The organism is Allobosea sp. GW822-FHT03F07 (assembly GCF_058801345.1).
This window is the reverse complement of the sequence record NZ_JBXAND010000002.1, coordinates 515,373-541,561: the sequence shown is the minus strand read 5'-3', so window position 1 is coordinate 541,561 and position 26,189 is coordinate 515,373. Positions and strand designations below refer to the sequence as shown.

Below are 26,189 nucleotides of genomic sequence, written 5' to 3'. Positions count from 1 at the left end.
CCTCACTCGAAGCGCTGGATGCGTTCGCCGAACAGGCCGCGCGGCCGGAACAGCAGGACGAGGAGCATCATCAGGTAGATCACCGCGGTCGACCATTGCGTGTAGCCGAGCCCGATGGTGATGCCCTTGACCAGGCCGACCATCAGGGCGGCCACGACGACGCCCCAGAAGGAGCCGAGCCCGCCGATGACCACGACCACGAAGGCCGGCGTGATGATCTCCTGCCCCATGGCCGGATGGATCGAATAGATCGGCGCGAGCAGCACGCCTGCTAGCCCGGCAAGCCCGATGCCGATGCCGGCGACCGCGACCATGTAGGGCTGCAGCGAGATGCCGAGCGCACCGACCATGTCGGGGTTCTGCACGCCGGCGCGCACGACGCGGCCGAAGGCTGTGCGTTGCAGCAGGAACCAGAGCCCGAGCACGCAGGCCGCCGCGATCAGCAGCAGCATCGTCCGGTAGCGCGAATAGATGAAGTCGCCGATGAAGATCTGGCCGCGCAGGCTCGGCGGGATCGAGAAGGAGAGCGGCGGCGCGCCGAAGATCATGCGCAGGCTCTGTTCGGCGACCATGGCGAGGCCGAAGGTCAGGAGCAGCGAAAGTATCGGGTCGGATCGATAGAAGCGCTGGAACAACCCGCGCTCGACGACGATGCCGATCAGCGCGACCAGTACGGGCGAGGCGACCATCGCGCCGCCGAAGCCGATATGGGGGCTAAGCACGATCGTGAGATAGGCGCCGATCGCATAGAAGGCGCCATGCGCCAGGTTGACGATGCCGCCCAGCGAGAAGATCAGCGACAGGCCGAGCGCGATCAGGAGGTAATAGACCCCGTCGAGCAGCCCGTTCAGCACCTGCTGGATGAAGAGGGTGAGCAAGGATTGGCCTTTGTCCGGGTTGCTTTCAGCTGCCTTTAGGGCGCGGGGAACCCTTCTCCCGTGTGGGAGAAGGGCAGGGATGAGGGCCTGCCCTCACCGAAAAGGTCGCTGCGGCACGGTTGCATCTTCGATTGCAGCGGCAGTCCCTCACCCCTGCCCCTCTCCCATCCGGGAGAGGGGTCCTTGCGGTGCCCGTTCCGGATTAGCTCAGCTCATCTTGCAGACGGCTTCGTCGCCGCTGGTCGCGATGACCTCGAGACTTTCCTCCGGGCCCGGCACTGGGGCCGAGGAGGTGAAGAGGTCCCACTGGTTCTTCACCTGCGCCGGCGGCAGGGCGGTGACGGTGTACATCTCGTGCATGAGCTGGTGGTCGGAGGCGCGGAAATAGCCGGGGCGTGTCTTCAACAGGTCGAACTTCGCGCCTTTTTCCCAATGCTCCATGATCCTGGCGGTGTCGCTGCTCTTCAGCTCGTTCATCGACTGCGCCATGATCTTGACCGCCATGTAGTCGCCCCAGGCCTGATTTTCCGGCGGCTTTCCGTATTTCTTGGTGAAGGCGGCGACGAAGGCCTTGCTGGCGGGCGTGTCGATCAGATGGTGCCAGACCACCGGCCAGACCCCGCCGAAATTGTCCTTGCCGGCGGCCCAGGCCAGAGCCGTGTCGAAGCCGAAGCCGGCGACCGGGAAGGTCAGGCCGAATTCCGAATACTGCTTGAGGAAATTGGTGATCTGATTGCCGGCGAGGTTCGAGATCACGAGGTCCGGCTTGGCGGCGCGGATTTCCAGCAGCAGCGCCGAGAAATCCGTGGCGTCGGTGGGCACGAGCTTGTCGGCGGCGAACTGGCCGCCATTGGCCTCCATGAAGCGCTTGGCGACTTTTAGCAGGTCATGGCCGAAGGCGTAGTCGGCGGTCAGCGAGAACCACTTCTTGCCCTTGACCAGCCCCTGCGCCAGCAGCGAGCGGCCGCAGGTCTTTACATACATCGAGTTCTGGCTCTCGACATGGAACATGTAGCGGTTGCAGCTCTCGCCCCGCAGCGCATCCGAATTGCCGCCGGTGTTGACGAAGAGGGTCTTGGTGCGCGCGGCGACCTGCGCGATCGTCAGCGCCGAGGCCGACGAGATCTCGCCGATGATGCAGGCCACCTTGTCGCGCTCGATCATGCGCTCGGCCTTGGTCGAGGCGGTCTGCGGATTGACCGAATCTTCCTTCAGAGCTTCGAGCTTGCGCCCGTTGACGCCGCCCGCCGCATTGATCTCCTCGACGGCGAGATCGACCGCCATCACGCCATATTCGCCGAGCGGGCCGAGAAAGCCCGTGCGCGGGGTCAGATGGCCGAAGCGGATCGCGTCCGGCGTCTGCGCCAGGATCAGCGACGGGCTCGCTATCAGCCCGGTCGCCGCGCCGGCCCCGAGCCCGGCCAGCGCCTGCCGGCGCGAGAGTCGGGACGTCTTCAACAGGTCTGACATTGGCGTTCCTCCCAGAACGAGTGCCGCGCCTTTTCGGCGTCGGCTGATTTTGGCGAGCGGTCTGATGCCGCTTGTCGTGATCTGTGATCACAGTTAGGTTGGCAGACATGATCGTCCCTGTCCAGCCCCTGTCCATGCCCACCGAGACGCTGTCGGACCATGACGGTTCGGCGCTCGACGAGATCGGTGCTCTGCAGCGCGAAACCTTGGGCGAGCGCGTGACCGGCGAGTTGCGGGCCCTGCTGGTCGCAGGGAGGCTTGCACCCGGCGAGAAGCTGTCGCTGCGCCGCGTGGCCGAAGCGCTGGGCGTCTCGATGATGCCGGTGCGGGAAGCGGTCAGCCGGCTGGCTGCCGACCGTGCGCTCGAGGTGTTGCCGGGCAGGGCAGTGCGCGTTCCCGTGCTCTCGCTGGCGCAGTTCCGCGAACTGACGCGTCTGCGCCTCGTGGTCGAGGGCTTTGCCGCCGAGGAGGCGGCGCGCAAGGCGACGGCGGAGGATATCGTGCGGATCGCCAGATATGACGCCGCCTTCCGCAAGGCCGCAAGCGCCGATCCGCCGGACAGCGCCGGCGCCGTCGCCGCCAATCGCGACCTGCATTTTGCGCTTTACGAGGCCGCTGGCATGCCCGGCCTGATCGAGATGATCGAGCGGCTCTGGCTCAAGGCGGGGCCGATCCTCAACATCGACATGCGCGACGAGCCGCGCCGCCTCAAGGGTGGCAGCGCCATGCAGGCGCATGGCCGGTTGCTGGAAGCCTTGCGGCGGCAGGATGCCGCCGCCGCGCGCGCCGCACTCGAGGACGACATATCGGCCGCCGCCGCGCATATCGAGGATACGGGCCAGCTCAGCGCCTGAGATCAAACTGGACGGGAGACGCAACGATGGATTTGCAGATCAAGGGCTTGCGCGTGCTGGTGACGGCTGGCGCCAATGGCATCGGCCGCGCCACGGCCCGCGCCTTCGCCGCGGAGGGGGCGAAGGTCCATATCTGCGACGTCGATCGCGCCGCCCTGGCGGACATGGCGCAGAGCGACCCCGGCATGACGCAGTCGGTCTGCGACGTCTCGGACCGCGCCGCGGTAGCGCGACTGTTCGAGGAGACGATCGCCGCTCTGGGCGGCCTCGATTGCTTGGTCAACAATGCCGGCATCGCCGGCCCGACCGGCCGCGTGGACGAGATCGATCCCGCGGACTGGGACTCCTGCGTCGCCATCGACCTGACCGGACAGTTCAACTGCACCAGGCTCGCCGTCCAGCATCTCAAACAGTCGAGGAACGCTTCGATCGTCAATCTCTCCAGCCAGGCCGGCAAGCATGGCTTTCCGCTGCGTTCGCCCTATGCCGCCGCGAAATGGGGCGTGATCGGCTTCACCAAGGCGCTTTCGGCAGAGCTTGGCGAGTTCGGCATCCGCGCGAACGCGATCTGCCCTGGGCTGGTCGAAGGGCCGCGCATCCAGAGCGTCATCGCCAACAAGGCGCGCAGCTTCAACGTCTCGCATGAGGAGATGACGCAGCGGCTCTTCGCAGGTGTCTCGATCAAGCAGTTCGTCGATCCCGCCGATATCGCCAGGCAGATCGTCTTCCTCGCCTCGCCCTTCGCCAAGACGATCTCGGGTCAGGAGATTTCGGTCTGCGGCGACACGCGCATGCTGGCGTGAGGAGACCGAGTCCGATCGCTGCCGAACGTCCTCGAAACCACGCCGTCATCCCGGATGGAGCGAAGCGGAACTCCGGGATCCATCGTAGAGCTCTGGAGCCCTCCGATGGATCCCGGAGCTGTGCCGCTGCGCGGCTTGTCCGGGATGACGTCGTGTTTCCGAGCCGAACCCTTGGTGGCCGGCTCAGCGACTCTCTCAGCGTTCCGCGCCAAGCGACTCTTGAAGAAGGGCGTCCGGAACCCGTCAGGCAATGATGCTGTCAGCCAGGACAGCCTCTCTTCGCGCGATCGGTGGGCCATCGACCCGCGGCACGGCCGAGAGCAGCTTGATCGTATAGGGATGGGCGGGCGCCTGCATGATCCGGTCCGCCGGGCCGATCTCGACCATCTTGCCGTGGTGCATCACCGCGACCCGGTCGGCGAGATGGGCGACGACCGAGATGTCGTGCGAAATGAACAGATAGGCGACGCCGAGCCGGTCGCGCAGATCGGCCAGCAGATTGACGATCGCCGCCTGCACGGAGACGTCGAGCGCCGAGACGGGCTCGTCGCAGACGATGAATTTCGGCTGCGTCGCCAGCGCCCGCGCGATGCCGACGCGCTGCTTTTCCCCGCCGCTCATCTGGTGGGAGTAGCGATCGGCGTAATGTGCCGGCAGGCGGACAAGGTCGAGCAGTTCATCGACGCGCTTTGGGATGTCCGCCTTGGGCGCCAGGCCGAAGCGTGCGATCGGCCGTCCGAGCAATTCGCGGATGGTCTTGCGCGGGTTGAGGGAGGAATCCGGGTTCTGGAAGACGATCTGCGCGGTCCGCCGCATCGTCTCTAGCGCGCGCTGCGGCTTGTCCGAGACGGTCTCGCCACCGATCCGGATCAGGCCCGAGTCCGCCTCGACGAGGCGCAGGATGGTGCGGCCGAGCGTCGTCTTGCCCGAGCCGGATTCGCCGACGAGCCCGACGACCTCGCCCGGCGCGATCGTCAGCGAGATGTCGTCCACAGGCTTGATGTTGATGGCGTCGCGCACGGGCCGCCAGCCCTCCCAGCGCAGCGGGCCTCGGCCGAGGACGAAGCTCTTCGACAGCTTCTCGACGGCGACGACGGGCTCCGGTGAGCCAGAGACCGCCGGGGCGAAGGCGGAGGCAATTTCCTGTTGCGCCGGCCATGGTGTGTCGCGCAGCACCCCGGCCGAGGCGCAGCGCACCTTGCGTTCGCCCATGACAAGCAGGCTTTGCGGCTTGTCGCTGTCATCAGTCGCGAAGGGGCAGCGCGATGCGAAGCGGCAGCCGCTCGGCGGATTGCGCAGATCGGGCAGGCGGCCCGGAATGGCGGCGAGCCGGCCGGTCTTCTGGCCGATGCGCGGGATCGCGGCGAGCAGACCTTTCGTATAGGGATGCACCGGACGCTGCAGCACGTCCTCGGTCGCGCCCTGCTCGACGATCTGTCCGGCATAGAGCACCGCGACCTCGTCGGCGATGCGCCTGACCACGCCGAGATTGTGGCTGATGAACACCATCGTCAGGCCGCGCCTGACCCGCAGGTCCTCGAGCAGATCGAGAATCTGCGCCTCGATCGTGACGTCGAGCGCCGTCGTCGGCTCGTCGAGGATCAGGAGTTCCGGCTCGGAGGCGAGCGCGCCCGCGATCAGAGCGCGCTGGCGCATGCCGCCCGAGAGCTCATGCGGATAGGCCTTGGCGACAGCCTCCGGCTTGACGATGCCGACCTCGTCCAGCAGCTCGATCGCACGGGCGAAGGCGGCTTCCGGCGTGTAGCCGCGATGATGGACGAGGCCTTCGCCGACCTGGTCGCCGATCCGCAAGCTGGGGTTCAGCACCGAGAACGGGTCCTGGAAGACGAGGCCGATGCGCGAGCCGCGCAATTGGCGTCGCGCCTGCGCATCCATGGTGAAGATATCGGCGCCGTAGAACAGGATACGGCCGGACGGGATCTTGGCCTCGGCCGGTAGCAGGCCCATCGCGGCGAGCGCGATCGTGCTCTTGCCGGAGCCGGATTCGCCGACGAGCGCCAGCGTCGTGCCCTTGCGGGCCTGCAGCGTCACCGAGGAGAGGGCCTCGATCTCGCCGCCGGCGGTTCGGTAGCGGACGGTCAGGTCTTGGATGTCGAGCATGGCTCAGGCCTTTCCCAGCCGCGCCTTGAGGCGCGGGTCGAGCCGCTCGCGGGCACCGTCGCCCAGGAGGTTGATGCCGATCACCAGCAGGCACATGGCAAGGCCGGGCGCGAGCGCGATCCAGGGCGCCCGGTCGAGGAAGGAGCGCGCCTCGGAGATCATCAGCCCCCAGTCGGAGCTCGGCGGCTGGGCGCCGAGCCCGAGGAAGGAGAGGGCCGAGCCGAGCAGGATGGCGTAGGTCACGCGCAGGCTCGCCTCCACGATCAGCGGCGGCCAGGCATTGGGCAGGATCTCCCGGAAGAGGATGTAGGAGGTGCTCTCGGCGCGCGCCTTCGCCGCCTGGATGAACTCCTCATTGGCCAGCGTCAGCGTGACGCTGCGCGCCAGCCGCGCGATCGGCGGGATATAGACGAAGCCGACCGCGACGGCGGTCTTCCAGAGCGCGGGTGGCGTCACCGCCAGCACCAGCAGGCCGAGCATGATCGGCGGGATCGCCATCAGCACGTCGGCCGTGCGCATCAGCGCCTCGTCGATCCAGCCGCGGAAATAGCCGGCAGCCAGCCCCATCGGCACGCCGATGGCGAGGCTGACCAGCGTGGCCGCGACGCCCATGCCGATCGAGAGCCGCGCGCCCATCAGCAGGCGGCTCAGCACGTCGCGGCCATATTCGTCGGTGCCGAACCAATAGGTCGCGTTCGGGGCCAGGAAGCGCGTGCGCATCGAGATCGTGTCCCAGGGATGCGGCGCGATCCAGGGCGCGAGCAGGCCGAGGAGCAGGATCGAGCCCGTGATCGCGAGCCCCAGCTTGAGTTGGAGCGGCATCGGCTTGCGCGGCGGCTTCGCCGGGGCGGAGACGGTTGCGGTGGCGGGCTCAGGCGACATTGCGGCCGAACCTGATCTTGGGGTTGAGACGGGCATAGAGAAGGTCCGCGAAGAGGTTCGCGAGCGCATAGATCGCGGCGACGACGAGGATGGCCGCCTGCAGCGTCGGCAGATCGCGGTTCTGGATCGAGAAGACGACGAGCCGCCCGAGGCCCGGATAGGCGAAGACCGTCTCGACCACGACGATGCCGCCCATCAGCCGGCCGAAATCGAGCGCCAGGACAGTGATCGTCGGCAGCAGAGCATTGCGCAGCGCGTGGTGCAGGACGATGACGCGCTCGGGCAGGCCCTTGGCGCGGGCGGCGGTGATGTAGGGGCTCTGCATCACCTCGATCATGCTGGAGCGCGTCAGCCGCGAGACATGGGCGAGATGGCCGAAGACCAGCGTGATCGTTGGCGCGATCAGGTGCTTGGCCCATTCCCAGAAACCGGCCGAGAGCGGCTCGTAGCCGGAGGCCGGGAGCCAGCCGAGCCAGGCGGCGAAGACGATGATGACGACGATCGCCCAGAAGAACTCGGGCACGGCGATGCCGAGATAGGTCGCGACCGAGACGCCATGGTCCAGCGGGCGGCCATGGCGCAGCGCCGCCACGATGCCCAGGCCCACGCCGATGATCGCGATCAGCACGAAGGACAGGCCGGTCAGCATCAGAGAGCGCTGGATCGCCTCCAACAGCATCGGCCCGACCGGCCGGTTCATCAGCGTGGATTCGCCGAGATTGCCGGTCAGGAAACCGCCCGCCCAGCGCAGATATTGCTGCCAGACCGGGTCGGTCAGGCCGAGCTTGAGTTCGAGCGCGCGCACCTGCTCCGGCGTCGCGAAGGCGCCGAGGATCAGATAGGCGACATTGGCGGGCAGGAGCGTGGTGACGCCGAAGACGAGCATCGACACCGCCACGAGGACGAGCACCACGAAGACGAGGCGCCGGGTGATGTAGGCGGCCATCGGTCACCTTTCGAATGATGCGCTGGAACCATCGCGTCATCCCGGGCTTGCCCCCGGGATCCATCGAAGGGCGACGCGCCCTACGATGGGTCCCGGAGCTGCGCGGCTTTGCCGCTTGTCCGGATGACGAGGTCTGTCCGGAGACGATCAGGGTTTGATCGAGACGTTCTTCAACTCGAGCCACTGCATCGGGGTCGACTTGAAGCCCTCGACCTTCTTGCTCACGCCGTTCACATGCGCGGCCGAGTAGGCGATGATGCCGGGCACGGTCTCCTCGGCGATCTCCTGGAACTTCTCGAAGATCTTCTTGCGTGCGGCCTCGTCATTGGTCTTGCGGGCATCGTCGAGAAGCTGGTCGACGCGGGCGTCCTTGTAGATCCAGAGCTGCTTGTTCCAGCTTCCGGACGAATGATAGAAGGGATAGATCGCCGTATCGATCGTCGGCCGGGCAAAATAGCCGTCGACATACATCTGCGCCTTGCCCGCGACATTCGCCGAATAGGAAGCGAAGGGCACGCGCTCGACATTGATGCGGATGCCGGCGGCCTTGGCCATGTCGCGCACCGCGACCCCGACGCGCACGCGCTGCTCGCGCTCCTGCGGAACCTGCATCGGAACATCGAAGCCGTTCGGGAAGCCGGCTTCCGCGAGAAGCTTCTTGGCCTGGGCGATGTCGGGGGCGCCGGCCTTCAGGGCCTTGTTGAAATAGGGGTGGCTGGGTGGGATCGGGCTGAAGGTCGGGTCGCCCTGGCCGAATAGCGCGAGCTCGACGATGGCCGATTTGTCGATGGTGAGCGCCAGCGCCTTGCGCACACGCACATCGTTGAAGGGCGGGCGGTCATTGTTCAGGATGACGCCGTCCCAGGTCGGGGTCGAGACGCTGTCGGCGCGTGCCGTCGCGCTGGTCTTGAGCTTGTCGACCGCCTCATAGGGCATGCTCCAGACGATATCGATCGCGCCCGATTCCAGCGCCGCCATGCGCGCCGCCGATTCCGGCACGATGCGCAGCGTCACGCCGTCGAGCTTGGGCAGGCCCTTCTCGAAATAGTCGGGGTTCTTGCTGAGTTCGAGCCGGTCGCCGGGCGACCAGGACTTGAAAACGAAGGGGCCGGTGCCGATCGGCTGCGTCGAGAGCTCCGTCAGCTTGTCCTTGGGAACGATACGGAGCTGGCGGTCGGCGAAAATGTCGGCGAATCCGGCATAGGGGATGCTGAGCTTGAACTCGACCGTCATCGGACCGGTCGCCGAGACACCCTCGACCATCGAGAGGCTGGTGCGCGCGCGCGACCCCGTCGCCGGATCGAGGATGCGCTTCATGGTGGCGACGACGTCCTCGGCGTCCATCACGCGGCCATGGTGGAACTTGACACCCTCGCGCAGCTTGAAGGTCCAGGTCTTGAGGTCTTCCGAGGCCGCCCAGCTCTCGGCGAGGTCGGGTTTCACGGTCATGTCCGGGTCGATGCGCGACAGCCCGTTGAACAGCAAATGGACGTAGACGTATTCGTCGCCGATCGTCGTCTTGGCCGGATCGAGTTGGCTCAGCGTGGTGCCGAGCGCGACGCGAACGGTCCCCTGCGCCGCCGCGGGCAGGGCGGTGAGCGCGGTGGAGAGGCCGATGGTGACGGCCAGTGTCGATAGAAGTCGTCGCATGGATTTATCCCCTCGTTTTTGGTTGATCAGCTTTGTTTCGGCCGGTTCGCGATGGCCGTGTCCGGGTCTACCGCCCGTGTGACATAGAGGTCGGCCACCGGCTCGTATTCGCGCCAGAGGCGGTCGAGCGTGGCGATCGGGTCGGGATCGCCGTCGACGCGCAGGTCGACATAGGGAAAGGCGTGCTCGTGAGCGACGACGAGCGCCGTCGAGACCAGCGGCTTGAACTCGCCGCCGGCATCGTCGCCGGCCTTCAGCGCCGCGATCAGGCGCGCGGCGAGCGGGGCTGCCGGATCGGCCTCGAAGGCCCGCACCATCTCTGCCGGAACCTCCTTGCAGCGCACGATGTTGCCGAGCGCCACGCAGTCGCGTCCATGCGCCTCCGCCCGTTCGGGCTGCACGTTGGCGCCGCTGAAGCTCGCGGTGCGTCCGGCCTTGTCGATCACGGCGAGCTGGCGCCAGTCCTCGCGCGGCGTCGCTCCGGCCGCGGCTTCGATCGCCTGCTGCGCCGAGTAGCCACGCTTGAGCAGGTCGAGCATCAATGGGCCGAGCCGCGGATCGGTCATGTGCTGTGTCAGCGCGGCGCCGACGCCGGCGGCCGCATGCTGGCAGCGCGAGCCGACCGCGATGGAGGAGGTCGTCACGACCGCGCCCAGCATCCCGGTGCGGGCGCAGCGTCCGGCGAGCGAGAACGTCATCGGTTGCCCTTTTGGATCGCGACGATGTCAACTTCCATCAGTAGCTCGGGGCTGGCGAGGCCCTTCACAATGACGCTTGTGTAGGCGCAGGCGTTGTCGCCGAGGCGCTCCCTGACGACGGCGTTGACTTCGCTGAGAAAGGCGCGGTCGGTGACGTAGACCGTCGCCTTAACGACGTCGGCCAGCGTCGCTCCGGCTTCCGACAGGAGGGTCGCCACGTTCTCCATCGCCTTCTCGGCTTGCGCTTTGGCGTCGCCGGCGCCGTAGAGCACCTCGTCGAGGCCCATGCCGGTCTGGCCGCGCAGCGTGACCCGGTCACCCGAGACCACGATCATGCTGAACTCGCAGTCGAGCGGCTGCTGTTCCGTGCCGTAGCGGGCGGCGTTGGAGTGATAGGTGCGCAGGCGCTGATGCGACTTGCCATCCTGCTTGCGCACGACCGTCACATCGATCTCGAACAGGATGTCGGGACGCGCGAAGCCGGTGGTGACGATGCCGGTCGAGACCGGGCGGACCCCGGCGAGATGCTTGCCGATCATCGGATAGACTGCCGGGCGATAGGCGCGGTCGCAGATGTAGACCGTGATCTTGCAGATATCCTCGACTGAGGCGCCGGCTTCCTCGAGCAATGTCTTCAGATTGGCCATGCCGAGATCGGCTTGCGCCGCAGCGTCCGCCACCCCGCGCCCCTTGGCCTTGATGCCGCTATGGTCGAGCCCCGCGCCGGTCTGCCCGCGCAGGAAGAACTCGTCGTCGGTGGCGAGCACCATGGCGCCCTGCCAGGGAAAGCCTTGCCCATGCCAGCTTTCGAAGGTGTAGGGGCGGGTATGGCGGGGTGGGCTTCCGGGGATCGCGGCCTCGGCATCGATCTGGACGATCAGTTCAGGCAGAGCGAGCCCCGCCACGACGAGCCCGGTGCTGACGGCGCGAACCTCTGGCAGCCGCTGCGCGATGACCGCATAGACCTCGGCGCGATAGCCGCGGTCGACGATGCAGGTGGTCAGCTTGGTCAGGCTGGCGAGCGAACCGCCGGCGGCCTTCAGCGCGGCTTCGAGCTGGTCGAGCGCGGCATGGGTCTGGGCGGCGGCGTCGCCGATCCCGGCGATGCTGCCATCGGATTTCAACGCGCTCGCGCCGCTGAGGAAGACGCGCTCTCCGGCGCGCACGGCGCCCGCGATCGGCTTGTCGGCGATGCCTGGGAGGGCGGAAGAGGCGATGGCAAGGCGTTTCATTGGGTCTCCGCAGGTCGCGCCTCGGACGTCGGGCGAGGAGGCGCTTCAGGCCGTATCCGCGATGCAAGAACGGCACCTGTCGCGACCGCAAAGGCCGGGCGCGATCAGGGGCATCGACGACACGATCGAAAGGCTAGGCCAGAAACCGGCCGGTGATCGAATTAAAATCCGGCCGCCATTATTCAGTCGACTTATAGGCCTGCGAGCCGCTGTCTCGCGATGAAAGGCATGTCGGCCGAATTCAGCCGGCTAGAGCCTCGCGGCCGGCGTTTTCCGCGACCCAAAGTGCCAACACGGTCGCCGAATCCATGAAGTCGTCGATCTCCATCGCCTCCTTCGGGTTGTGGCTGCCATGTTCGTTGCGCACGAAGATCATCGCGACGGGCACGCCCGCCGCCGCGAAGGCGGCTGAATCATGCGAGGCCGGGCTGCCGAGCGGCATCGAGGCAATCCCAAGGCTCTCGGCTCCTTTGGTCAGCGAGCTGCGGATTCCGGTATCGACCGGACCGACCGCCGCCGAGGCGCGCTGACCGAGCTCGAAAGTCACCCGTCGCTCCGCCTCGATCCGGCGGATCGCCTCGTGCATCTGCGCTTCGATCCCGGCCAGCACCGCTTCGTCATAGGCGCGCACGTCGAGGCTGAAATGGAAATCGCCCGGCACGGTGGTCATGCCGTGCATCTCGGCATTGGTGTGGAAGCGGCCGAAGGTCACGGCGATCTGCGTCCCTTCGGCCTCGTGCGCGGCCCAGATCTCGTCGAGCGCATGGGCGAGTTCCATGCCCGCCATCGCGGCGTCGCGGCGGAAGCGGCGCGGCGTGCCGACGTGATCGTGCCGCCCGATGATGCGGGCGTTCGGATAGCGGAAATTGCCGGGAATGCCGGTGCAGATCGCGATCGGGTAGCCGGCCTCGAACAGGCTCGGCGCCTGCTCGATATGAACCTCCAGGAAGGCCCTGATCTGTTTGGGATCGAGCGAGCGCTCGCCCCGGCGGATCGCGTCGGGGGCGCCGCCGCAATCGCGCATGTGGTCGGCGAGGCTGCGCCCGGTATCGATGCGCTTCGCCTCCAGCGCGCCCTCGGGGAGCGTACCGAGCGCGGAGCGGCTGCCGATATAGGAGACCTGGAACCAGACGCTCTCCTCGGCCCGTACGCCCATGACCGTGACGTCCCGTTCCGGCCGCAGGCCGAGTTCGCGCAGGGCCGCGATCGTCGCGAGCCCTGCGATGACGCCGGCCGCCCCGTCGAAATTGCCGCCATGGGGCACGCTGTCGAGATGCGAGCCCATCAGGATCGCGGGTGCCTTCGCGTCCCTGCCGCGCCAGGTCGCATAGGTGTTGGCGGCGGCGTCCGTGCTGACGGAGAGCCCCGCGGCTTTGGCCTCCCGAACCATCACCTCATGGCCGAAATTTTCGCCCGCGCCATAAGTGTCGCGCATGATGCCGGGATGGCCCTGGCTGCCGGCGGCGAGCGTCGCGAAGAGCCGTTCGACCATGCCGCGCTGGGCTGCGACGGCGGCACGGATCGCTTCCGGAGTGATCGGGCCGGCGTCCCGTGCCTGAAGGGCGGGCGCGCTCATGACGCGCGCCTGTCGAAATAGCCGGCCCGCACTGCGGCGCCGATCATGTTGACGATGAAGCGTCCGGCTGTGATGCAGGTGATCTGGTTGACGTCGCTGCGCGGCGTGATCTCGACCACGTCCATGCCGACGACGCGGCCCTTGCCGACGAGCCCGTGGATCAGCGTGCGGACCTGCGGGAAGGTCAGGCCGCCGGGGCAGGGGCCGGCGACGCCGGGCGCGATCGCGGGATCGATGCCGTCGAGATCGATCGTCAGATAGTAGCGCCCGCCGTTCGGGATGCGATCGAGCACCGCCTGCATGCCGCGCTCATGCACCTCGTAGGACGGCACCAGATGCGCGCCATAGGCCAGCGCCGCCTCCACCTCCTCGGTCCGGGCGCTGCCGGTCGCATGCAGCCCGATCTGGAAGATCTCCCCGATATGGGCCATCTCGGAAGCACGGCGGATCGGGCTCGAATAGCCGGTCGTCACGCCGTTCACATCCTGGCGCCAGTCGAGATGCTGGTCGACCTGGATCAGCGTGATCGGCCCGTCGCCATCGAGCGCACGCAGCACGGGGATCGGCACCCCATGGTCGCCGCCGAGCACGATCGGCATCGCGCCGGCCGCCTTGATCTTGCGGATCGCGGCTTCCGCCTTGACGTAGTGGCCCGATAGATCGCGGAAATCACCGATGATGTCGCCGCAATCCACCGTCCGGATCGGCCGGTTGTCGTAGAGCGGCCCGCCGAGGTCGAAATCATAGCGCTCGATCGAGCGCACGATCCGGTCCGTGGCGCGGCGCATCGCTGCCGGCATGTTGGTCTGGTCGTTGACGATCTCGGTGAAGCTGTAGGCATCGCCATAGGGAATGCCGAGAAAGGCGATGTCGGCCTGCAAAGTGTCGAGATCGGTCGCAAGTTCCGAATAGAGGAAGGTTGCGTGGCCGGTCTTCGGAGCGGTCGTCAGCATCATGAGGAGCGTTCCTCGCTATTCTCTTGTTGTCGTTTGCGCTGGTGCGGCTTCAGCCGCGCTTCAGGTTCCAGAACACGGGCGTGCCGCTCATCATGCCCGAGAGGTCGCTGCGGAACAGCGTCGGCTGCTTGTACTGGCCGATCGGGTAGTAGGGCACCTCCTCGAAGGCGGTCGCCTGGATTTCGGCGCATATGCGCTGCTGGGCGGCGAGGTCGCCTGTCGCCAGCCATTGCGTCCGCAGCGCCTCGATCTTCGGGCTCTGCACCCAGCCGGGGAAAGCGCCGTCCCCGCGCAGCGTCGAATGCACCAGCGGGTTGAGCCAGTCGATGCCCTGCCAGTTGCCGACGAAGGCGTTCCAGCCGCCCTGGTCGGCCGTGCCCCTGTTGGTCCGGCGCTTCAGCACGGAGCCGAAATCCAGCGCGGTGTATTCGACGTTCATGCCGGCCTGCTTCATCACATCGGCTGCGATGTCGCCGAGCGGCTTCTGAGCGAGCGAATCCGCCGGCACGAGCAGGACGACCTTCTCGCCGGCATAGCCCGCGGCCTTCAGCTCGCGCTTGACTTTGTCGTAGTCGCGCGGGCCGCGGAAGACATCGAGGCCGACCTCGCTGCCCATCGGGGTGCCGGGCGTGAAATAGCCGAGCGGGCTGTGGCGATAGGCCGGATCGTCGCCGGCCACCGCGATCATGAAGGCTTCCTGGTCGATCGCGCCGAGCATGGCGCGGCGGATCGCCGGATTGTTGAAGGGCGGCAGCAGGTGGTTCACGCGCATCTGGCAAGTGAAGCCGAGCGGATCGAGCACCGCCGTCTTGACCGACTTGTTGCGGGCGACGAGCGGCAGCAGGTCGTGCGGCATCGCCTCCTGCCAGTCCTGCTCGCCCGCCTGCACGGCCGAGGTGCCGGTCGCGGCGTCGGGCATCGTCGTCCATTCGACGCGGTCGAAATTCACGACCTTGGGGCCGGAGGTCCAGTCGGTGACGCCGCTCTCACGCGGCTTGTAGCGGTCGAAGCGCTCATAGACGTTGCGGGCGCCCGGTACGCGCTCATCCGCCTTGAAGCGGAACGGCCCCGAGCCGATCACCTCGGGGATCACCTTGAACGGGTCGGTATTGGCGAGCCGCTCCGGCATCATGAAGCAGACCGGCGCCGAGACCTTGCCGAGCGCATAGGGCAGGTAAGGGAAGGGCGCCTTCAGGCGGAAGCGAATCGTCCTGTCGTCGGGCGCGGAGAGCTCGTCGGTCGCCTGCATCAGAGCGTCGCCGGCGGCATCGCGCTTGGCCCAGCGCCGGATGCTGGCGACGCAGTCGCGTGCCGTGACCTTCTCACCGTCATGCCAGAGCAGGCCGTTGCGCAGCGTCAGGTTCCAGAGCTTGCCGTCGTTCTCGATCGTATGGCCCTCGACCATCTGCGGCGAGATCTCGAGCTTGGTGTTCATGCCGTAGAGCGTGTCGAACACCATGAAGCCATGGGTGCGCGAGACCTGGGCGGTAGCGTAGATCGGGTCGGGGAAGGCGAGGTCGATCACCGGCACGAACCGCAGCGTCGAAGCTGGAGCGGCGCGCACCAGCGCGGGACGCGACATCAGCGTGGCAGCGGTTCCGGCGAGCAGATGGCGGCGATTCAGCATGGACGGGCCCCGGCGGCGCAAACCGGCCGCGTCGTCAGTTTTCGATGGCCGAGACACTGGTCCGGGCTCGGGGCGCAAGGCAATGGACCCGCTTATGAAGAATTCGGGGGTGGCATTCGCCGCGCGAATACTCGCGCCGTCAGGACAGGCGCGGCACCGTCTCGCCGGCCACCACCCGTACCTCGCGAAGGAAGGCCTCGGCCGCGCGCGAGAGCGGCCGCTTGCGCGAACGCACAACGGATGCCGAGACCGGCGAGGCCGGCTCGAACTGCCTGACTGCGAGATTCTTGCCCGAGAGCGGCGATAGCGGATCGACCACCGCCACCCCGACGCCGGTCTCGGCGAGGATGCAAGCGGTGTTGCAGTAGCGCACCTCCACCGCCGAGCGGAACGGCACGCCGACCTCGGCGAAGGCCTGCCGCACGATCGTGCCCATCTTGGTGCCGCGCTCCAGTGCGATGAAGGAGGCCGATCGCAGATCGTCGGGCGTGATCGTTTCCCTGGCTGCCAGTGGATGATCCGGCCGCATCACGCAGACCATGCGTTCGGAAAAGAAGGATTCGCCCTCCAGCCCTCGATAGTCGTTCAGGCCGAGCACGAAGCCGAGTTCGGCCAAGCCGTTGTCGACGCTTTCGATGACGTTCTCGAAGCGGCGGATATCGAAGGAGACCCGCGTGTTCGGGCGCTTGGCGAGGAAATTCCGCAGCGCGATCGGGATCACGCTGTAGCCGAGCGGCGGTGTCGCGATGATGCGGACATGCCCGGTGCGGTTCTCCTTGAGATCCTGCACTTTCGCCTCGAAGGCGGCGTGCATGTTGAAGATCGGATCGGAGTCGAGGCACAACTCGCGCGCCTCCGCTGTCGGGAACAGCCGGTTGTTGACCCGCTCGAACAGGGGGAAGCCGATCTGGCTCTCCAGATGCTTGATCGCGTTGCTGACGGCGGGCTGCGACAGGCCCAGCTCGTGGGCCGCACGCACCGTCGTCTCGCAGCGGACCACCGCTCTCAGCAGCTCGATCTGGCGCAGGTTCATATTCTTGCTCTGAATAGGGTTGGCTCGACCCTATTTCGCGAGCAAATCATGTGCCAATCGGAGGCGTCCTGCAAGCGCAGTCGCCATGCGCTGCCGCGCTGCGTCGTCGCTCAGGCGTCGAGGAACGGGATCTCGCCCTTTGGCGGCGCGATGTCGGCATTGGCCTCGACCATTCGGCGCCAGACCCGCTCGGTCACTGCCTGCGCCTCGGCGAGCAGTGCCGGCTCGTCGATGGTCAGCACCTTACGGTCGCGCATCACGAATTCGCCGTCGACGATGACGGAATGGACGAGGCCCGGATGGGCGTAGTTTACGATGTTGGAGGTCAGCCGGATGATTGGGCGCATCGCCGGCTGGTTCAGGTCGAGCAGGGTGATGTCGGCCTTCTTGCCGACTTCGATCGAGCCGATCTCACCGAGGGCGCCGAGCGTCCGCGCACCGTTGCGCGTCGCCATGTCGAGCACGGTCTGCGGCTGCGGATCGAGCCCGCCTTCCTGCTCGCGGCCGAAGCCGGCGCGATGCACGATCATGCCGATCTTCATCGCCTGGAACATGTCCTCGGTCATGTTGTCGGTGCCGAGCGCGATGTTGACGCCGGCATCACGGATCGGGCCGATGAGGACGCGATGCGGCCCCTTGCGCGAGGAGGGGGCCGGATTATGCGCCATGTTGACGCCGCGCTCGGCCAGGAGCGCGATGTCGTCGCGCGTGCAGAAGGTCCAGTGTGCGCAGGTGAGGTCCGGCCCAAGGAAACCCTCGCGGTCGAGATAGCCGGCAGGGGTCAGCCCGTGCGCGGCCTTCACCGCGGCGATCTCGCCCGTGCTCTGCGCGAGATGGCAGGTACGGGTCAGATCGTGCTTGCGGGCAAGCTCCATGATCTTGCCCAGCATCGCCGGCGAGCAGTTGTCCGGCGCATGCGCTGCGACCTGGCAGTTGACCCGGCCGTTGCGCGCGCCGTGCCAGGTCTCGATCAGCTCCTGCGTCCGATCGAGGAAGAGGCCGCCGAAAGCTTCGTCGATGCCGTATTCGCCGAAGCGGATCTTGCGCGTGTCGATGTCGGCGCAGCTCTCCGACAGCCAGAGCCGCACGCCGGTATCGGCCATGGCGCCGGCATAGGACGGAACGTGGCGGAAGGGATCGACCAGCGTCGTGGTGCCGCTGCGGATTCCCTCCAGGCAGCCGAGCGCGGCCATCACCGCCCGCTCATGGTCGCTCATCGTGTAAGAGATCGGCGACATGTAGCGATAGATGATCTCGCCGTCCCAGTCCTCGACCGTGCCGCGCAGCGCCGTTAGCACGGTATGGGTATGCGCGTTGATGAAGCCGGGCAGGACTGCGAGTCCGCGCCCGTCGATGCGCTCATGGCCGGGATGATCCCGCTCCAGCGTCGCGGCGTCGCCGATGGCGGCGATCCGGTTGCCGGTGATGGCGATGGCCTCGCCTTCGAGGATGCTGCGCTCGTCATCGCAGGTGACGATGGTGGCGCCGGTGATCAGCAGGTTCATGAGGCGTTCAATCCGTGATGCTCGAGGGTAGCGCGCCGTCTCAGAGACCGGCGGCTTTCTCCTGGGCGACGAAATGCTCGGCGATCTCGCGGCCGGTCGCGATCCAGACATCGCCGAAGCCGCGCGCCCGGGCGAAGAAGTCGCGCATGATGCCGAAGCGCATGGGGCGTCCCGAGACCTGCGGGTGCATCACCATGCTGACCAGCCCGCCCCATTCGCGGGTCTGGTCGAGTTCGCCGTTCCAGATCGAGAGGACATGCTCCTTCGGGAACATCGGGCGTGGGCTGAAGCGTTGCGACAGCCCGTAAAGCCAGTCGTCGAAGGAGGCGTTGACCGGCAGTTCGACCACGCCGGCCGAGCCGTCGCGCTGCCGGTGGCGATAGGGCCGGATGTCGTCGCGGAAGGACGAGGAGTACAGGATGCCGCGCTCGCGCAGATAGGTCAGCAGTTCGTCATAGTTCTCGCCGCCGGCGGCGCGATAGCCCACGGGCACGACGCCGAGCACGCGCTTCAGGGAGTCCATGCCCTTCTCGAACTCCTCCTTGTCGCCGGCGAAGTTCGCAGGCTCGGGACGGTTGTGGAGGTAGCCGTGATGGCCGATCTCGTGGCCGTCGCGGACGATCGCCTCGCACATCTTCGGATGCACGTCGACGATCCAGCCGGGGATGAAAAAGGTTGCCTTGATCTCGACCGACCGCAGATATTCGAGGATCTTCGGCACGCCGACGCGCTCCTCGTAGCCGCCGAAGGAGAGCGTCACCAGCCGGTCGGTATTGGCGGCGTCATGCTGCAGCCAGGCGGTTTCGCCGTCGACGTCGAAGGCGGGGAAGAGCGCGCAGCGCTTGCCGGCCGGCCAGGAATAGTCGGGCGCCGGATCGGCGAGGTTGGCGGTCCGCAGCGGAAAGACAGTCGTCATGGCTTCATCTCGTTTCGGAGCGGAGGAGGCGGCTGCCCGCCCGCGACACGGACGATAGCAAACAAGCGGCCGGCCACGAGGTGGCCGGCCGCTGCCGCGCTATCATTTATTCGGCCGGTCTATTCGCCCCGTTTATAGAGGCTGGCGAGACCGCAGGGCGCTCGCCGTCACGCCTTGATGAAGGCGAGCAGGTCCGGGTTCACGATCTCGGGATGCGTGGTGCAAAGGCCGTGGGGCAGGCCCTCATAGGTCTTCAGCGTGCCGTTCTTCAGAAGCTTGATCGCCAGCAGCGCCGAGTCGGCGATCGGCACGATCTGGTCGTCGGTACCGTGCATCACCAGCACGGGCACGTCGATCGCCTTCAGATCCTCGGTGAAGTCGGTCTCCGAGAAGGCCTTGATGCAATCGTAATGCGCCTTGGCGCCGCCCATCATGCCCTGCCGCCACCAGTTCCAGATCACGCCCTGGTCTGCCTTCGCGCCTTCGCGGTTATAGCCGTAGAAGGGGCCGGCCGGAACATCGACATAGAACTGGGCCCGGTTGTCGAGCAGTGCCTTGCGGAAGCCGTCGAATACCTCGATCGGCAACCCGCCGGGGTTCTTCTCCGACTTGACCATGATCGGCGGCACGGCGCCGATCAGCACGGCCTTGGCGACGCGGCCCTTCTCGGCGCGGGCGACATAGTGCGCGACTTCGCCACCGCCTGTGGAGTGGCCGATATGGATGGCGTTCCTGAGATCGAGCGCGGCGGCCAGCTCGGCGACATCGGCAGCGTAGGTGTCCATCTCGTTGCCGGTCGCGGTCTGGGACGAGCGGCCATGGCCGCGCCGGTCATGCGCGATCACCCGGAAGCCCTTGTCGAGGAAATAGAGCATCTGGTTGTCCCAGTCGTCGGCGCTCAGCGGCCAGCCATGATGGAACACGATCGGCTGCGCGGTCTTGGAACCCCAGTCCTTGTAGAAGATCTCGGTGCCGTCCCTGGTGGTGATCGTGCTCATCGTCGGTTCCCTTCGGCTTCCCGGGCGGCAGGAGTGTCGCCCTTCGATATGGACGTTATAGGCTTGAGGCTGCATGCTGCCGCTTGGCGGAACCGACAATGTGCAGCGGCAAAACTGACAAGATGACGACAAGGTCGAACATCGTCGCCGAGATTGGCATCATCCTGTATCCGGATGTGCAGCTCGCCGCCGTCCATGGCCTGACCGACCTGTTCCGGATCGCCGGCGAGATGAGCGTCGTGCGTGGCGGACCCGCTGCGCCGGTGATCCGGGTCAGCCATTGGCGAGAGGGCAGTGGCGACGACGCGGGCGTCGAATGCTCCTATGACAGCCATCCGGGCCACCCGCACGATCCGAGCCATCTGATCGCACCGCCGAGTCTCGTCATGCCCGGCAAGATGCAGCCGATGGACGGTTTCGCATCCTGGCTGGCAACGCGCCATGCGGCCGGGGCGACGCTCTGCTCGGTCTGCGCCGGGGCCTTCGTGCTCGGCGAGACCGGGCTGCTCGAAGGTCGCCCCGCCACAACGCACTGGGCCTTCGCCGACGCGCTGGCCGCGCGCTTCCCGAACATCCGCGTCGAGACGGACCGCATGGTGATCGACGACGGCGACATCATCACCGCAGGCGGGATCCTCGCTTGGGCGGATCTCGGGTTGACGCTGGTCGAGCGGTTGCTGGGGCCGAGCGTCATGCTGGCGACGGCGCGCTTCCTGCTGGTCGATCCGCCTGGACGTCGGCAGCAGCCCTATAGCAGTTTCGTGCCGCGGCTCGACCATGGCGATGCCGCGATCCTGAAGGTGCAGCACTGGCTCCAGGCGACGGGCGCCAGGGATCATGCCGTGCCGGCGCTGGCGAAGCGGGCCGGGCTGGAGGAACGCACCTTCCTGCGCCGCTTCCGCAAGGCGACGACCTTGCGCCCGACCGAATACGCCCAGCAGATCCGTATCGCGAAGGCGCGCGAGGCGCTCGAACTGAGCAAGCGCCCGGTCGCGCAGATCGCCTGGGAGGTCGGCTATGGCGATGCTGCAGCCTTCCGCAAGCTGTTCCAGCGCATCACCGGGCTGTCGCCGGCGGATTATCGCAGTCGCTTTGGCGTCGCCGCCTGAGCAGAGATGCTCAGGAGTATTCCGGCCGGCTGGGGGTAAAGACGTCGAGATTCATCACCGGCTCGTCGCCGACGACCTCGCCCCAGTGTTCGACATTCGATGGGATCAGGACGAGCCCGCCGGGTCCGATCAGATGCTCCTCGCCGCCGATGAAGAAGCGGATCGTTCCACTCATGATGTAGGCGATCTGTTCATGGGGGTGGCTGTGCGGCCGGGGCTCGTGGCCGGGCATCAGCCGGTGCAGCGCAACCGTCGCTCCATTGCCCGAGAAACCCTTGCGGTCGACACCCGGACGCACCGGCGTCCACGGGATCTGGCTCCAGTCGATCTTGTGAATATCCATGAGGGTCTCCGATTGAGGCGCAGCCGTCCGGCCGCAGTCATTTGGCCGCGCCGAGGATTCCGGACGGCCGGATGAACAGGAACAGCAGCAGCACCGACAGTGCCGCGACGTTCTTCAGCCCCGCCCCGAAGCCGACGATGGCGAGCGCTTGCAGCAGGCCCAGCAACAGGCCGCCGAGAAAGGCGCCGAAGGGCCGGCCGAAGCCGCCGACGATCGCCGCGATAAAGCCGCTGATCGCGAAGGGCACGCCGACATTGAAGGCGGTGTACTGGGTGGGCGTGATCAGGATGCCGGCGATCGCACCCAGCGCCGCACTCAAAGCAAAGGCCAGCGCCAGCATGCGCGAGACCGGGATGCCCTGGAGGGCGGCGGCCTCGCGGTTGATCGAGCAGGCGCGCATCGCCTTGCCGGTCTTGGTCAGGCTGAAGAAGGCGGCCAGCAGCCCGACGATCGCCAGCGAGCCGCCGACGATCCAGATGAGCTGGTAGCCGATCGCGACGGAGCCGATCATCAATGGCGGCCGGTCGGTGAAGACGGGCAGGGTCTTGGGCTGGTCGCCGACGCCGATCAGCGTCAGGCGCTCGATCACGATCTGGGCGGCGAGCGTCGCCAGGATCATGACGAACATCGTCGCCTTGCGGTTCCACAGCGGCCGGACGACGACCCGCTCGATCGCGACGCCGAGGACCGCGACTGCCGCGACGGCGATCAGCGCCGCGACCGGCAGCGGCACGCCGTTACGGGCGAACAGGACATGGGTGATCATGCCGCCGAGCATCACGAACGCGCCCTGGGCGAAGTTCACGATGCCGCTGGCGTTGTAGATCACGCAGAAGCCGATGCCGATCAGCCCGTAGACGCAGCCGATGCCGAGCCCGCTGACCAGGACCTGCGGAATATAGGACCAGTCAGCCATGGGCCGCCTCCTCATTGGCGGGAGCATCTGCCGATGGCTTGCCGGTGCCGAGATAGGCAGCGATCACGGCTGGGTCAGAACGCACCTCGTCCGGCGTGCCCTGCGCGATCTTGCGGCCGAAATCGACCACGACGACGCGGTCGGCCGTGTTCATCACCAGCGTCATGTCGTGCTCGATCAGGAGCACGCTGGTGCCCTCGTCGGCTATGCGGCGGACGATGCGCGCGAGCGCCGCCGACTCCTCGGTGTTGAGACCCGCCGCCGGCTCATCGAGCAGGATGAGCTTGGGCCCGGCCGCGAGCGCGCGGGCGAGTTCCAGCATGCGCTGGCGGCCATAGGGCAGGCCCGAGGCCGGTTCGTCGGCGAAGGCCGCGAGCCCCGCAAAGGCAAGGAGTTCGCGGGCACGGGCATCGACGGCGGCTTCCTCGCGCCGGGCGGAGGCCGGGCGCAGCAACGCCGCGAAAAGCCCGGCCTTGCCCCGCAGGTGGCAGCCGACCTTGACGTTGTCGAGCACGCTCAGATCCTCGAACAGCTTCACGAGTTGGAAAGTCCGGACCAGCCCCGCCGCCGCGATCCTGGCGGGCGGGCGACCGGTGATGTCCTGGCCCTCGAACAGGATCCGCCCTGCGCTCGGCGGCAGGGAGCCCGAGATCAGGTTGAACAGCGTGGTCTTGCCGGCGCCGTTGGGGCCGATGACAGCGGTGACGCCCTCGGCCGGCACCTCGAAGGAGACGTCGTCGACCGCGACCAGCCCGCCGAAGCGGCGCGTCACGCCTTCCAGTTTGAGCCTGGTCATGAGCGGCCTCGCGGCGAGAACAGGCTGGCGAGGCCGCGCGGCGCATAGATCAGCAGCAGGATCAGCGCCGCGCCATAGGCGAGGTCCTGATAGTCCTTGAAGGCGCGGAAGGTCTCCGGCAGCAGGCTGATGATCAGCGCACCGACGACGGGGCCGGCGACCGTGCCGATGCCGCCGACATAGAGCATGGTGAAGGTGACGATGACCATGTGCAGCCCGAAGACCTCCGGGCTGACGAAGCCGACGACATGGACGAAGAGCGAGCCGGCGAGCGCCGCAAATCCGGCCGAGAGCAGGAAGGCCGCGAGCTTGTATCTGGAGACGTCGATGCCGAGCGCGGTCGCAGCCTCCTCACTGCCGGCGACGGCCGAGAGCGCGCGGCCGAAGCGCGAGCGGCGAATGCGGGCGGCGGCAAGCGCGCTGGCCGCGACGACGAGCGAGAGCAGGATGAGTTGCCCCCGGTCCGATGTGATTTCGTAAGGCCCGATGCCGAAGGGCGGGATGCCGGAGATGCCCATATAGCCTTGCGTCACCGACTGCCATTCGACGGTGATCTCATAGGTGATCAGCCCGATCGCAAGCGTGCCCATGGCGAGATAGTGGCCCTTAAGGCGGAGCGCCGGAAAGCCGATGATGGCGGCTGCCAGCACGGCGGCGGCGATGCCGACGACCATGGCGGGCAGGGGGCTCCAGCCATGAGTGGCCGTCAGCACGGCGGACAGATAGCCTCCGATCGCAGCGAAGGCGTTCTGGCCGAAGGAGACCTGCGCGGCGAAGCCCATGAACAGGTTCAGCCCCGTCACGAAGACCGCATAGATCAGCGCGAAGGAGACCACAGTGGCCGCATAGCCGCCGACGACCATGGCGTAGCCGACCACCGCCACGGCGAAGAGCCAGGGCAGCAGGCCGACGAGCCGGAGCGGGCGCCGTTCAGGCGAAGTAATGGCGGGCGAGATCGTCATGGGATGTGATGTCACGCGGATCGAGTTCGGCGACGATGCGCCCGAGTGAAAGCAGGTAGACGCGGTTGGCGAGTTCGAGCGCCAGCGGCGCCTTCTGCTCGACCAGCACGATCGCCAGGCCTTCGCGGTTGAGGAGGCCGAGCGTCTCCAGGATTTCTCCGGTGACGCGCGGCGCGAGGCCGAGCGAGGGCTCGTCCAGCAGGAGCAGCTTCGGTCCCGCCATCAGCGCGCGGCCGATCGCCAGCATCTGCTGCTCGCCGCCGGACATCGAGCCGGCGAGCTGGCCGAGCCGCTCCTTCAGGCGCGGGAAAAGTGTCAGCACACGCTCGCGCCTGCGGTTGAATTCGGCCTTGTCGAGCAGGCGATAGGCGCCGAGTTCGAGATTGTCGGCGACGCTCATCGGCGCGAACAGGCCGCGCCCTTCCGGCACCAGCACGATACCGCGCGAGGCGACGGCGACCGTATCGTGGCGGGGCAGCACCTCGCCCCGGAAACGGACCTCGCCGCTATTCGCCGACAGCCCCATGATAGCGCGTAGCAGGGTCGACTTGCCGGCCCCGTTGGGGCCCAGCACCGCGACGAGTTCGCCCTCGCCGATGCGCAGATCGACCCCATGAAGCGCATGGATGTGGCCGTATTGCGCCGAGAGGCCGGTCGCGGCCAAGATGGGCGGAGCGGAACCCGGCGGCGCGAGGCTCACTTCGGTCTTGGCCGCGACGGCGACGCTCATTGCACCACCTTGACCTTGCCGCCTTCGATGGTCGCAAGCACGAAGGGGTTGCGGGTGATGCCCTGGTGCAGGTCCGGCCGGAAATTGTAGACGCCGGTCGTGCCCTGGAAACCGGTCAGTTCCTCATAGGCGGCGCGAACCTTTTCGCCCTCGAAGGACTTGGCCTTCTCGATCGCCGCAACGGTGAGCATGACGCCGTCCCAGCCGCGCGAGGCCCAGTTCGGATCGCGATCCCTAAACTTCTCGCGCCATGGATCGAGGAACACCTTGATCCCGGTCTTCAGTTCGCCCTCCGGCAGCGCCTCATAGACCTGCGACGGCGAGGCGACGAAGAAGAACTTGTCGCCCAGAACCTCGGCGACCGGGCCGAAGACGGCGAGATCCTCGAGGCTGGTCAGCAGCAGCATGTCGGCGCCGAGCTGCTTGATGTTCTTGGCGGCGGTCAGCGTCGTGCCGCCGAGCCCGATCTTGAGGATCGCGCCGGCGCCGGCCGAGCGCGCCTTGCTGATCTGGACGCTGAGATCGGCATCGTCCTGCTTGTACTGGTCGACCGAGACGACCTCCAGGCCGTATTTCGCGGCGTTGCGCTCGGCCACGCCCTTCTGGAGATTAGCGTAAGGGGTCGGGTCATGCAGAACCGCGATCTTGCGGACCTGCGTCTTTTCCTTGAGGTATTCCAGCCGCTTGTCGACCTCGAATCCGGCGGGCGGCAAAGTGGTGAAGGCCCAGGGCAGATGCTCGGCCTGCTGTGGCAGGATCGAGCACAGCATCATCGGCACCTTGGCGCGCAGCAGCAGGCCCGCCGCGGCGAAATTGCCGGCCGAGACGCAGCCGCTGACGAAGACGTCGACCTTGTCCGAACTTAGCATCTTCCGGTAGACGGTGACCGCTTCCTGCGGCTCCGAGCGGTTGTCCTCGACGATGACCTGGATCTTGCGGCCCATCACGCCGCCCTTGGCATTCACGGCCGCCGCGGCCAGCTCGACGCCGTCACGCCAGGCGCGGTCGACGGTCGCGGCGTAGCCGGTCAGGCCGGCCGAGACGCCGATCTTGTAGGGCTCTTGCGCGCTCAGGGGCGCGGCGCTGGCCAGCGCGACGCTCGCGGCCATCCCGGCCGCAAAAAGGCTCTGCTTCATTCTCCGTCCTCCCGGTTTCCTCTGGTGCGGTCGGTCGCCCCGGTTCGGGGCT

Annotated in this window: 24 protein-coding genes; 3 read left to right on the top strand and 21 right to left on the bottom strand. The window is 67.1% G+C overall.

Going from position 1 to position 26,189, the window contains the following annotated elements; all coding sequences use genetic code 11:
- Positions 1-2: 2 nt before the first annotated feature.
- Positions 3-878: a branched-chain amino acid ABC transporter permease gene (locus AC1RMY_RS11145; protein ID WP_492864346.1), complete on the bottom strand. Its 876-nt coding sequence runs from the start codon at positions 876-878 to the stop codon at positions 3-5.
- A 207-nt stretch (positions 879-1,085) separates the two neighbouring features.
- Positions 1,086-2,348, bottom strand: a complete 1,263-nt coding sequence (locus AC1RMY_RS11140; protein ID WP_492864344.1) for an ABC transporter substrate-binding protein — start codon at positions 2,346-2,348, stop codon at positions 1,086-1,088.
- Between the two features lie 107 nt (positions 2,349-2,455).
- Here AC1RMY_RS11140 and AC1RMY_RS11135 point away from each other — a divergent pair, with 107 nt between their 5' ends.
- Together AC1RMY_RS11135 and AC1RMY_RS11130 are read left to right on the top strand one after the other, a co-directional pair.
- Complete coding sequence (locus tag AC1RMY_RS11135; RefSeq protein WP_492864342.1) at positions 2,456-3,202, top strand: GntR family transcriptional regulator; 747 nt, start codon at positions 2,456-2,458, stop codon at positions 3,200-3,202.
- A gap of 26 nt (positions 3,203-3,228) precedes the next feature.
- Positions 3,229-4,005, top strand: a complete 777-nt coding sequence (locus tag AC1RMY_RS11130; RefSeq protein ID WP_492864341.1) for an SDR family oxidoreductase — start codon at positions 3,229-3,231, stop codon at positions 4,003-4,005.
- A 243-nt stretch (positions 4,006-4,248) separates the two neighbouring features.
- Here the strand turns inward: AC1RMY_RS11130 and AC1RMY_RS11125 are convergent, their stop codons facing one another.
- From AC1RMY_RS11125 to AC1RMY_RS11065, 13 genes are all read right to left on the bottom strand, one after another.
- Positions 4,249-6,126, bottom strand: a complete 1,878-nt coding sequence (locus AC1RMY_RS11125; protein ID WP_492864339.1) for a dipeptide ABC transporter ATP-binding protein — start codon at positions 6,124-6,126, stop codon at positions 4,249-4,251.
- A gap of 3 nt (positions 6,127-6,129) precedes the next feature.
- Positions 6,130-7,008 carry an ABC transporter permease gene (locus AC1RMY_RS11120; RefSeq protein ID WP_492864337.1) on the bottom strand — a complete coding sequence of 293 codons (879 nt, stop codon included), beginning with the start codon at positions 7,006-7,008 and terminating at the stop codon, positions 6,130-6,132.
- On the bottom strand, positions 6,998-7,954 hold the full coding sequence (locus tag AC1RMY_RS11115) for an ABC transporter permease (protein ID WP_492864335.1): 957 nt from the start codon (positions 7,952-7,954) through the stop codon (positions 6,998-7,000). The genes AC1RMY_RS11120 and AC1RMY_RS11115 overlap by 11 nt, the downstream gene beginning before the upstream one ends.
- 147 nt (positions 7,955-8,101) lie before the next feature.
- Positions 8,102-9,604: an ABC transporter substrate-binding protein gene (locus tag AC1RMY_RS11110; protein ID WP_492864333.1), complete on the bottom strand. Its 1,503-nt coding sequence runs from the start codon at positions 9,602-9,604 to the stop codon at positions 8,102-8,104.
- A gap of 26 nt (positions 9,605-9,630) precedes the next feature.
- Positions 9,631-10,302, bottom strand: a complete 672-nt coding sequence (locus AC1RMY_RS11105; protein ID WP_492864332.1) for a DUF1028 domain-containing protein — start codon at positions 10,300-10,302, stop codon at positions 9,631-9,633.
- Positions 10,299-11,534 (bottom strand): RidA family protein, encoded by a 1,236-nt coding sequence (locus AC1RMY_RS11100; protein WP_492864331.1) that lies wholly within the window; start codon positions 11,532-11,534, stop codon positions 10,299-10,301. The genes AC1RMY_RS11105 and AC1RMY_RS11100 overlap by 4 nt, the downstream gene beginning before the upstream one ends.
- A gap of 241 nt (positions 11,535-11,775) precedes the next feature.
- The gene (locus tag AC1RMY_RS11095) at positions 11,776-13,110 is read right to left on the bottom strand and encodes a Zn-dependent hydrolase (protein ID WP_492864329.1); all 1,335 of its coding nucleotides are present in this window, start codon (positions 13,108-13,110) and stop codon (positions 11,776-11,778) included.
- On the bottom strand, positions 13,107-14,066 hold the full coding sequence (locus tag AC1RMY_RS11090) for an agmatinase (RefSeq protein ID WP_492864328.1): 960 nt from the start codon (positions 14,064-14,066) through the stop codon (positions 13,107-13,109). The genes AC1RMY_RS11095 and AC1RMY_RS11090 overlap by 4 nt, the downstream gene beginning before the upstream one ends.
- A 49-nt stretch (positions 14,067-14,115) precedes the next feature.
- Positions 14,116-15,693 carry an ABC transporter substrate-binding protein gene (locus tag AC1RMY_RS11085; protein WP_492864326.1) on the bottom strand — a complete coding sequence of 526 codons (1,578 nt, stop codon included), beginning with the start codon at positions 15,691-15,693 and terminating at the stop codon, positions 14,116-14,118.
- 139 nt (positions 15,694-15,832) lie between these two features.
- On the bottom strand, positions 15,833-16,726 hold the full coding sequence (locus tag AC1RMY_RS11080; protein ID WP_492864324.1) for a LysR family transcriptional regulator: 894 nt from the start codon (positions 16,724-16,726) through the stop codon (positions 15,833-15,835).
- Positions 16,727-16,836: 110 nt separating this feature from the next.
- Positions 16,837-18,231 (bottom strand): amidohydrolase family protein, encoded by a 1,395-nt coding sequence (locus tag AC1RMY_RS11075; protein WP_492864322.1) that lies wholly within the window; start codon positions 18,229-18,231, stop codon positions 16,837-16,839.
- Positions 18,232-18,271: 40 nt separating this feature from the next.
- The gene (locus AC1RMY_RS11070) at positions 18,272-19,147 is read right to left on the bottom strand and encodes a polysaccharide deacetylase family protein (RefSeq protein WP_492864320.1); all 876 of its coding nucleotides are present in this window, start codon (positions 19,145-19,147) and stop codon (positions 18,272-18,274) included.
- A 167-nt stretch (positions 19,148-19,314) separates the two neighbouring features.
- Positions 19,315-20,145, bottom strand: a complete 831-nt coding sequence (locus tag AC1RMY_RS11065; protein WP_492864318.1) for an alpha/beta fold hydrolase — start codon at positions 20,143-20,145, stop codon at positions 19,315-19,317.
- A 122-nt stretch (positions 20,146-20,267) separates the two neighbouring features.
- On the opposite strand from AC1RMY_RS11065, the gene AC1RMY_RS11060 reads away from it, so the two are divergent.
- The gene (locus AC1RMY_RS11060; protein ID WP_492864316.1) at positions 20,268-21,254 is read left to right on the top strand and encodes a GlxA family transcriptional regulator; all 987 of its coding nucleotides are present in this window, start codon (positions 20,268-20,270) and stop codon (positions 21,252-21,254) included.
- A 10-nt stretch (positions 21,255-21,264) separates the two neighbouring features.
- On the opposite strand, the gene AC1RMY_RS11055 is transcribed toward AC1RMY_RS11060, so the two are convergent.
- Genes AC1RMY_RS11055 through AC1RMY_RS11030 form a run of 6 tightly spaced genes read right to left on the bottom strand, consistent with a single transcriptional unit; the run spans position 21,265 to position 26,137 of the window.
- Positions 21,265-21,597: a cupin domain-containing protein gene (locus AC1RMY_RS11055; RefSeq protein WP_492864314.1), complete on the bottom strand. Its 333-nt coding sequence runs from the start codon at positions 21,595-21,597 to the stop codon at positions 21,265-21,267.
- 37 nt (positions 21,598-21,634) lie between these two features.
- A complete protein-coding gene (locus AC1RMY_RS11050) occupies positions 21,635-22,513 on the bottom strand; it encodes a branched-chain amino acid ABC transporter permease (protein ID WP_492864312.1) in 879 nt (292 codons plus the stop codon).
- Complete coding sequence (locus AC1RMY_RS11045; protein ID WP_492864310.1) at positions 22,506-23,309, bottom strand: ABC transporter ATP-binding protein; 804 nt, start codon at positions 23,307-23,309, stop codon at positions 22,506-22,508. The genes AC1RMY_RS11050 and AC1RMY_RS11045 overlap by 8 nt, the downstream gene beginning before the upstream one ends.
- Positions 23,306-24,271 (bottom strand): branched-chain amino acid ABC transporter permease, encoded by a 966-nt coding sequence (locus AC1RMY_RS11040; RefSeq protein ID WP_492864308.1) that lies wholly within the window; start codon positions 24,269-24,271, stop codon positions 23,306-23,308. The genes AC1RMY_RS11045 and AC1RMY_RS11040 overlap by 4 nt, the downstream gene beginning before the upstream one ends.
- A complete protein-coding gene (locus tag AC1RMY_RS11035) occupies positions 24,240-25,001 on the bottom strand; it encodes an ABC transporter ATP-binding protein (protein ID WP_492864306.1) in 762 nt (253 codons plus the stop codon). Before AC1RMY_RS11035 ends, AC1RMY_RS11040 begins: the two co-directional genes overlap by 32 nt.
- Positions 24,998-26,137 (bottom strand): ABC transporter substrate-binding protein, encoded by a 1,140-nt coding sequence (locus AC1RMY_RS11030; RefSeq protein WP_492864304.1) that lies wholly within the window; start codon positions 26,135-26,137, stop codon positions 24,998-25,000. The genes AC1RMY_RS11035 and AC1RMY_RS11030 overlap by 4 nt, the downstream gene beginning before the upstream one ends.
- Positions 26,138-26,189 lie beyond the last annotated feature (52 nt).

Excerpts from the sequence above, each read along its gene's own strand:
- AC1RMY_RS11080 (WP_492864324.1), bottom strand. The coding sequence starts at position 16,726 with ATGAACCTGCGCCAGATCGAGCTGCTGAGAGCGGTGGTCCGCTGCGAG.
- AC1RMY_RS11040 (WP_492864308.1), bottom strand. The coding sequence starts at position 24,271 with ATGACGATCTCGCCCGCCATTACTTCGCCTGAACGGCGCCCGCTCCGG.
- AC1RMY_RS11050 (WP_492864312.1), bottom strand. The coding sequence starts at position 22,513 with ATGGCTGACTGGTCCTATATTCCGCAGGTCCTGGTCAGCGGGCTCGGC.
- AC1RMY_RS11105 (WP_492864332.1), bottom strand. The coding sequence starts at position 10,302 with ATGACGTTCTCGCTCGCCGGACGCTGCGCCCGCACCGGGATGCTGGGC.
- AC1RMY_RS11075 (WP_492864322.1), bottom strand. The coding sequence starts at position 18,231 with ATGAACCTGCTGATCACCGGCGCCACCATCGTCACCTGCGATGACGAG.
- AC1RMY_RS11030 (WP_492864304.1), bottom strand. The coding sequence starts at position 26,137 with ATGAAGCAGAGCCTTTTTGCGGCCGGGATGGCCGCGAGCGTCGCGCTG.
- AC1RMY_RS11055 (WP_492864314.1), bottom strand. The coding sequence starts at position 21,597 with ATGGATATTCACAAGATCGACTGGAGCCAGATCCCGTGGACGCCGGTG.
- AC1RMY_RS11115 (WP_492864335.1), bottom strand. The coding sequence starts at position 7,954 with ATGGCCGCCTACATCACCCGGCGCCTCGTCTTCGTGGTGCTCGTCCTC.
- AC1RMY_RS11140 (WP_492864344.1), bottom strand. The coding sequence starts at position 2,348 with ATGTCAGACCTGTTGAAGACGTCCCGACTCTCGCGCCGGCAGGCGCTG.
- AC1RMY_RS11035 (WP_492864306.1), bottom strand. The coding sequence starts at position 25,001 with ATGAGCGTCGCCGTCGCGGCCAAGACCGAAGTGAGCCTCGCGCCGCCG.
- AC1RMY_RS11130 (WP_492864341.1), top strand. The coding sequence starts at position 3,229 with ATGGATTTGCAGATCAAGGGCTTGCGCGTGCTGGTGACGGCTGGCGCC.
- AC1RMY_RS11090 (WP_492864328.1), bottom strand. The coding sequence starts at position 14,066 with ATGATGCTGACGACCGCTCCGAAGACCGGCCACGCAACCTTCCTCTAT.
- AC1RMY_RS11085 (WP_492864326.1), bottom strand. The coding sequence starts at position 15,693 with ATGCTGAATCGCCGCCATCTGCTCGCCGGAACCGCTGCCACGCTGATG.
- AC1RMY_RS11110 (WP_492864333.1), bottom strand. The coding sequence starts at position 9,604 with ATGCGACGACTTCTATCGACACTGGCCGTCACCATCGGCCTCTCCACC.
- AC1RMY_RS11125 (WP_492864339.1), bottom strand. The coding sequence starts at position 6,126 with ATGCTCGACATCCAAGACCTGACCGTCCGCTACCGAACCGCCGGCGGC.
- AC1RMY_RS11100 (WP_492864331.1), bottom strand. The coding sequence starts at position 11,534 with ATGAAACGCCTTGCCATCGCCTCTTCCGCCCTCCCAGGCATCGCCGAC.
- AC1RMY_RS11065 (WP_492864318.1), bottom strand. The coding sequence starts at position 20,145 with ATGAGCACGATCACCACCAGGGACGGCACCGAGATCTTCTACAAGGAC.
- AC1RMY_RS11045 (WP_492864310.1), bottom strand. The coding sequence starts at position 23,309 with ATGACCAGGCTCAAACTGGAAGGCGTGACGCGCCGCTTCGGCGGGCTG.
- AC1RMY_RS11095 (WP_492864329.1), bottom strand. The coding sequence starts at position 13,110 with ATGAGCGCGCCCGCCCTTCAGGCACGGGACGCCGGCCCGATCACTCCG.
- AC1RMY_RS11060 (WP_492864316.1), top strand. The coding sequence starts at position 20,268 with ATGACGACAAGGTCGAACATCGTCGCCGAGATTGGCATCATCCTGTAT.
- AC1RMY_RS11070 (WP_492864320.1), bottom strand. The coding sequence starts at position 19,147 with ATGACGACTGTCTTTCCGCTGCGGACCGCCAACCTCGCCGATCCGGCG.
- AC1RMY_RS11120 (WP_492864337.1), bottom strand. The coding sequence starts at position 7,008 with ATGTCGCCTGAGCCCGCCACCGCAACCGTCTCCGCCCCGGCGAAGCCG.
- AC1RMY_RS11135 (WP_492864342.1), top strand. The coding sequence starts at position 2,456 with ATGATCGTCCCTGTCCAGCCCCTGTCCATGCCCACCGAGACGCTGTCG.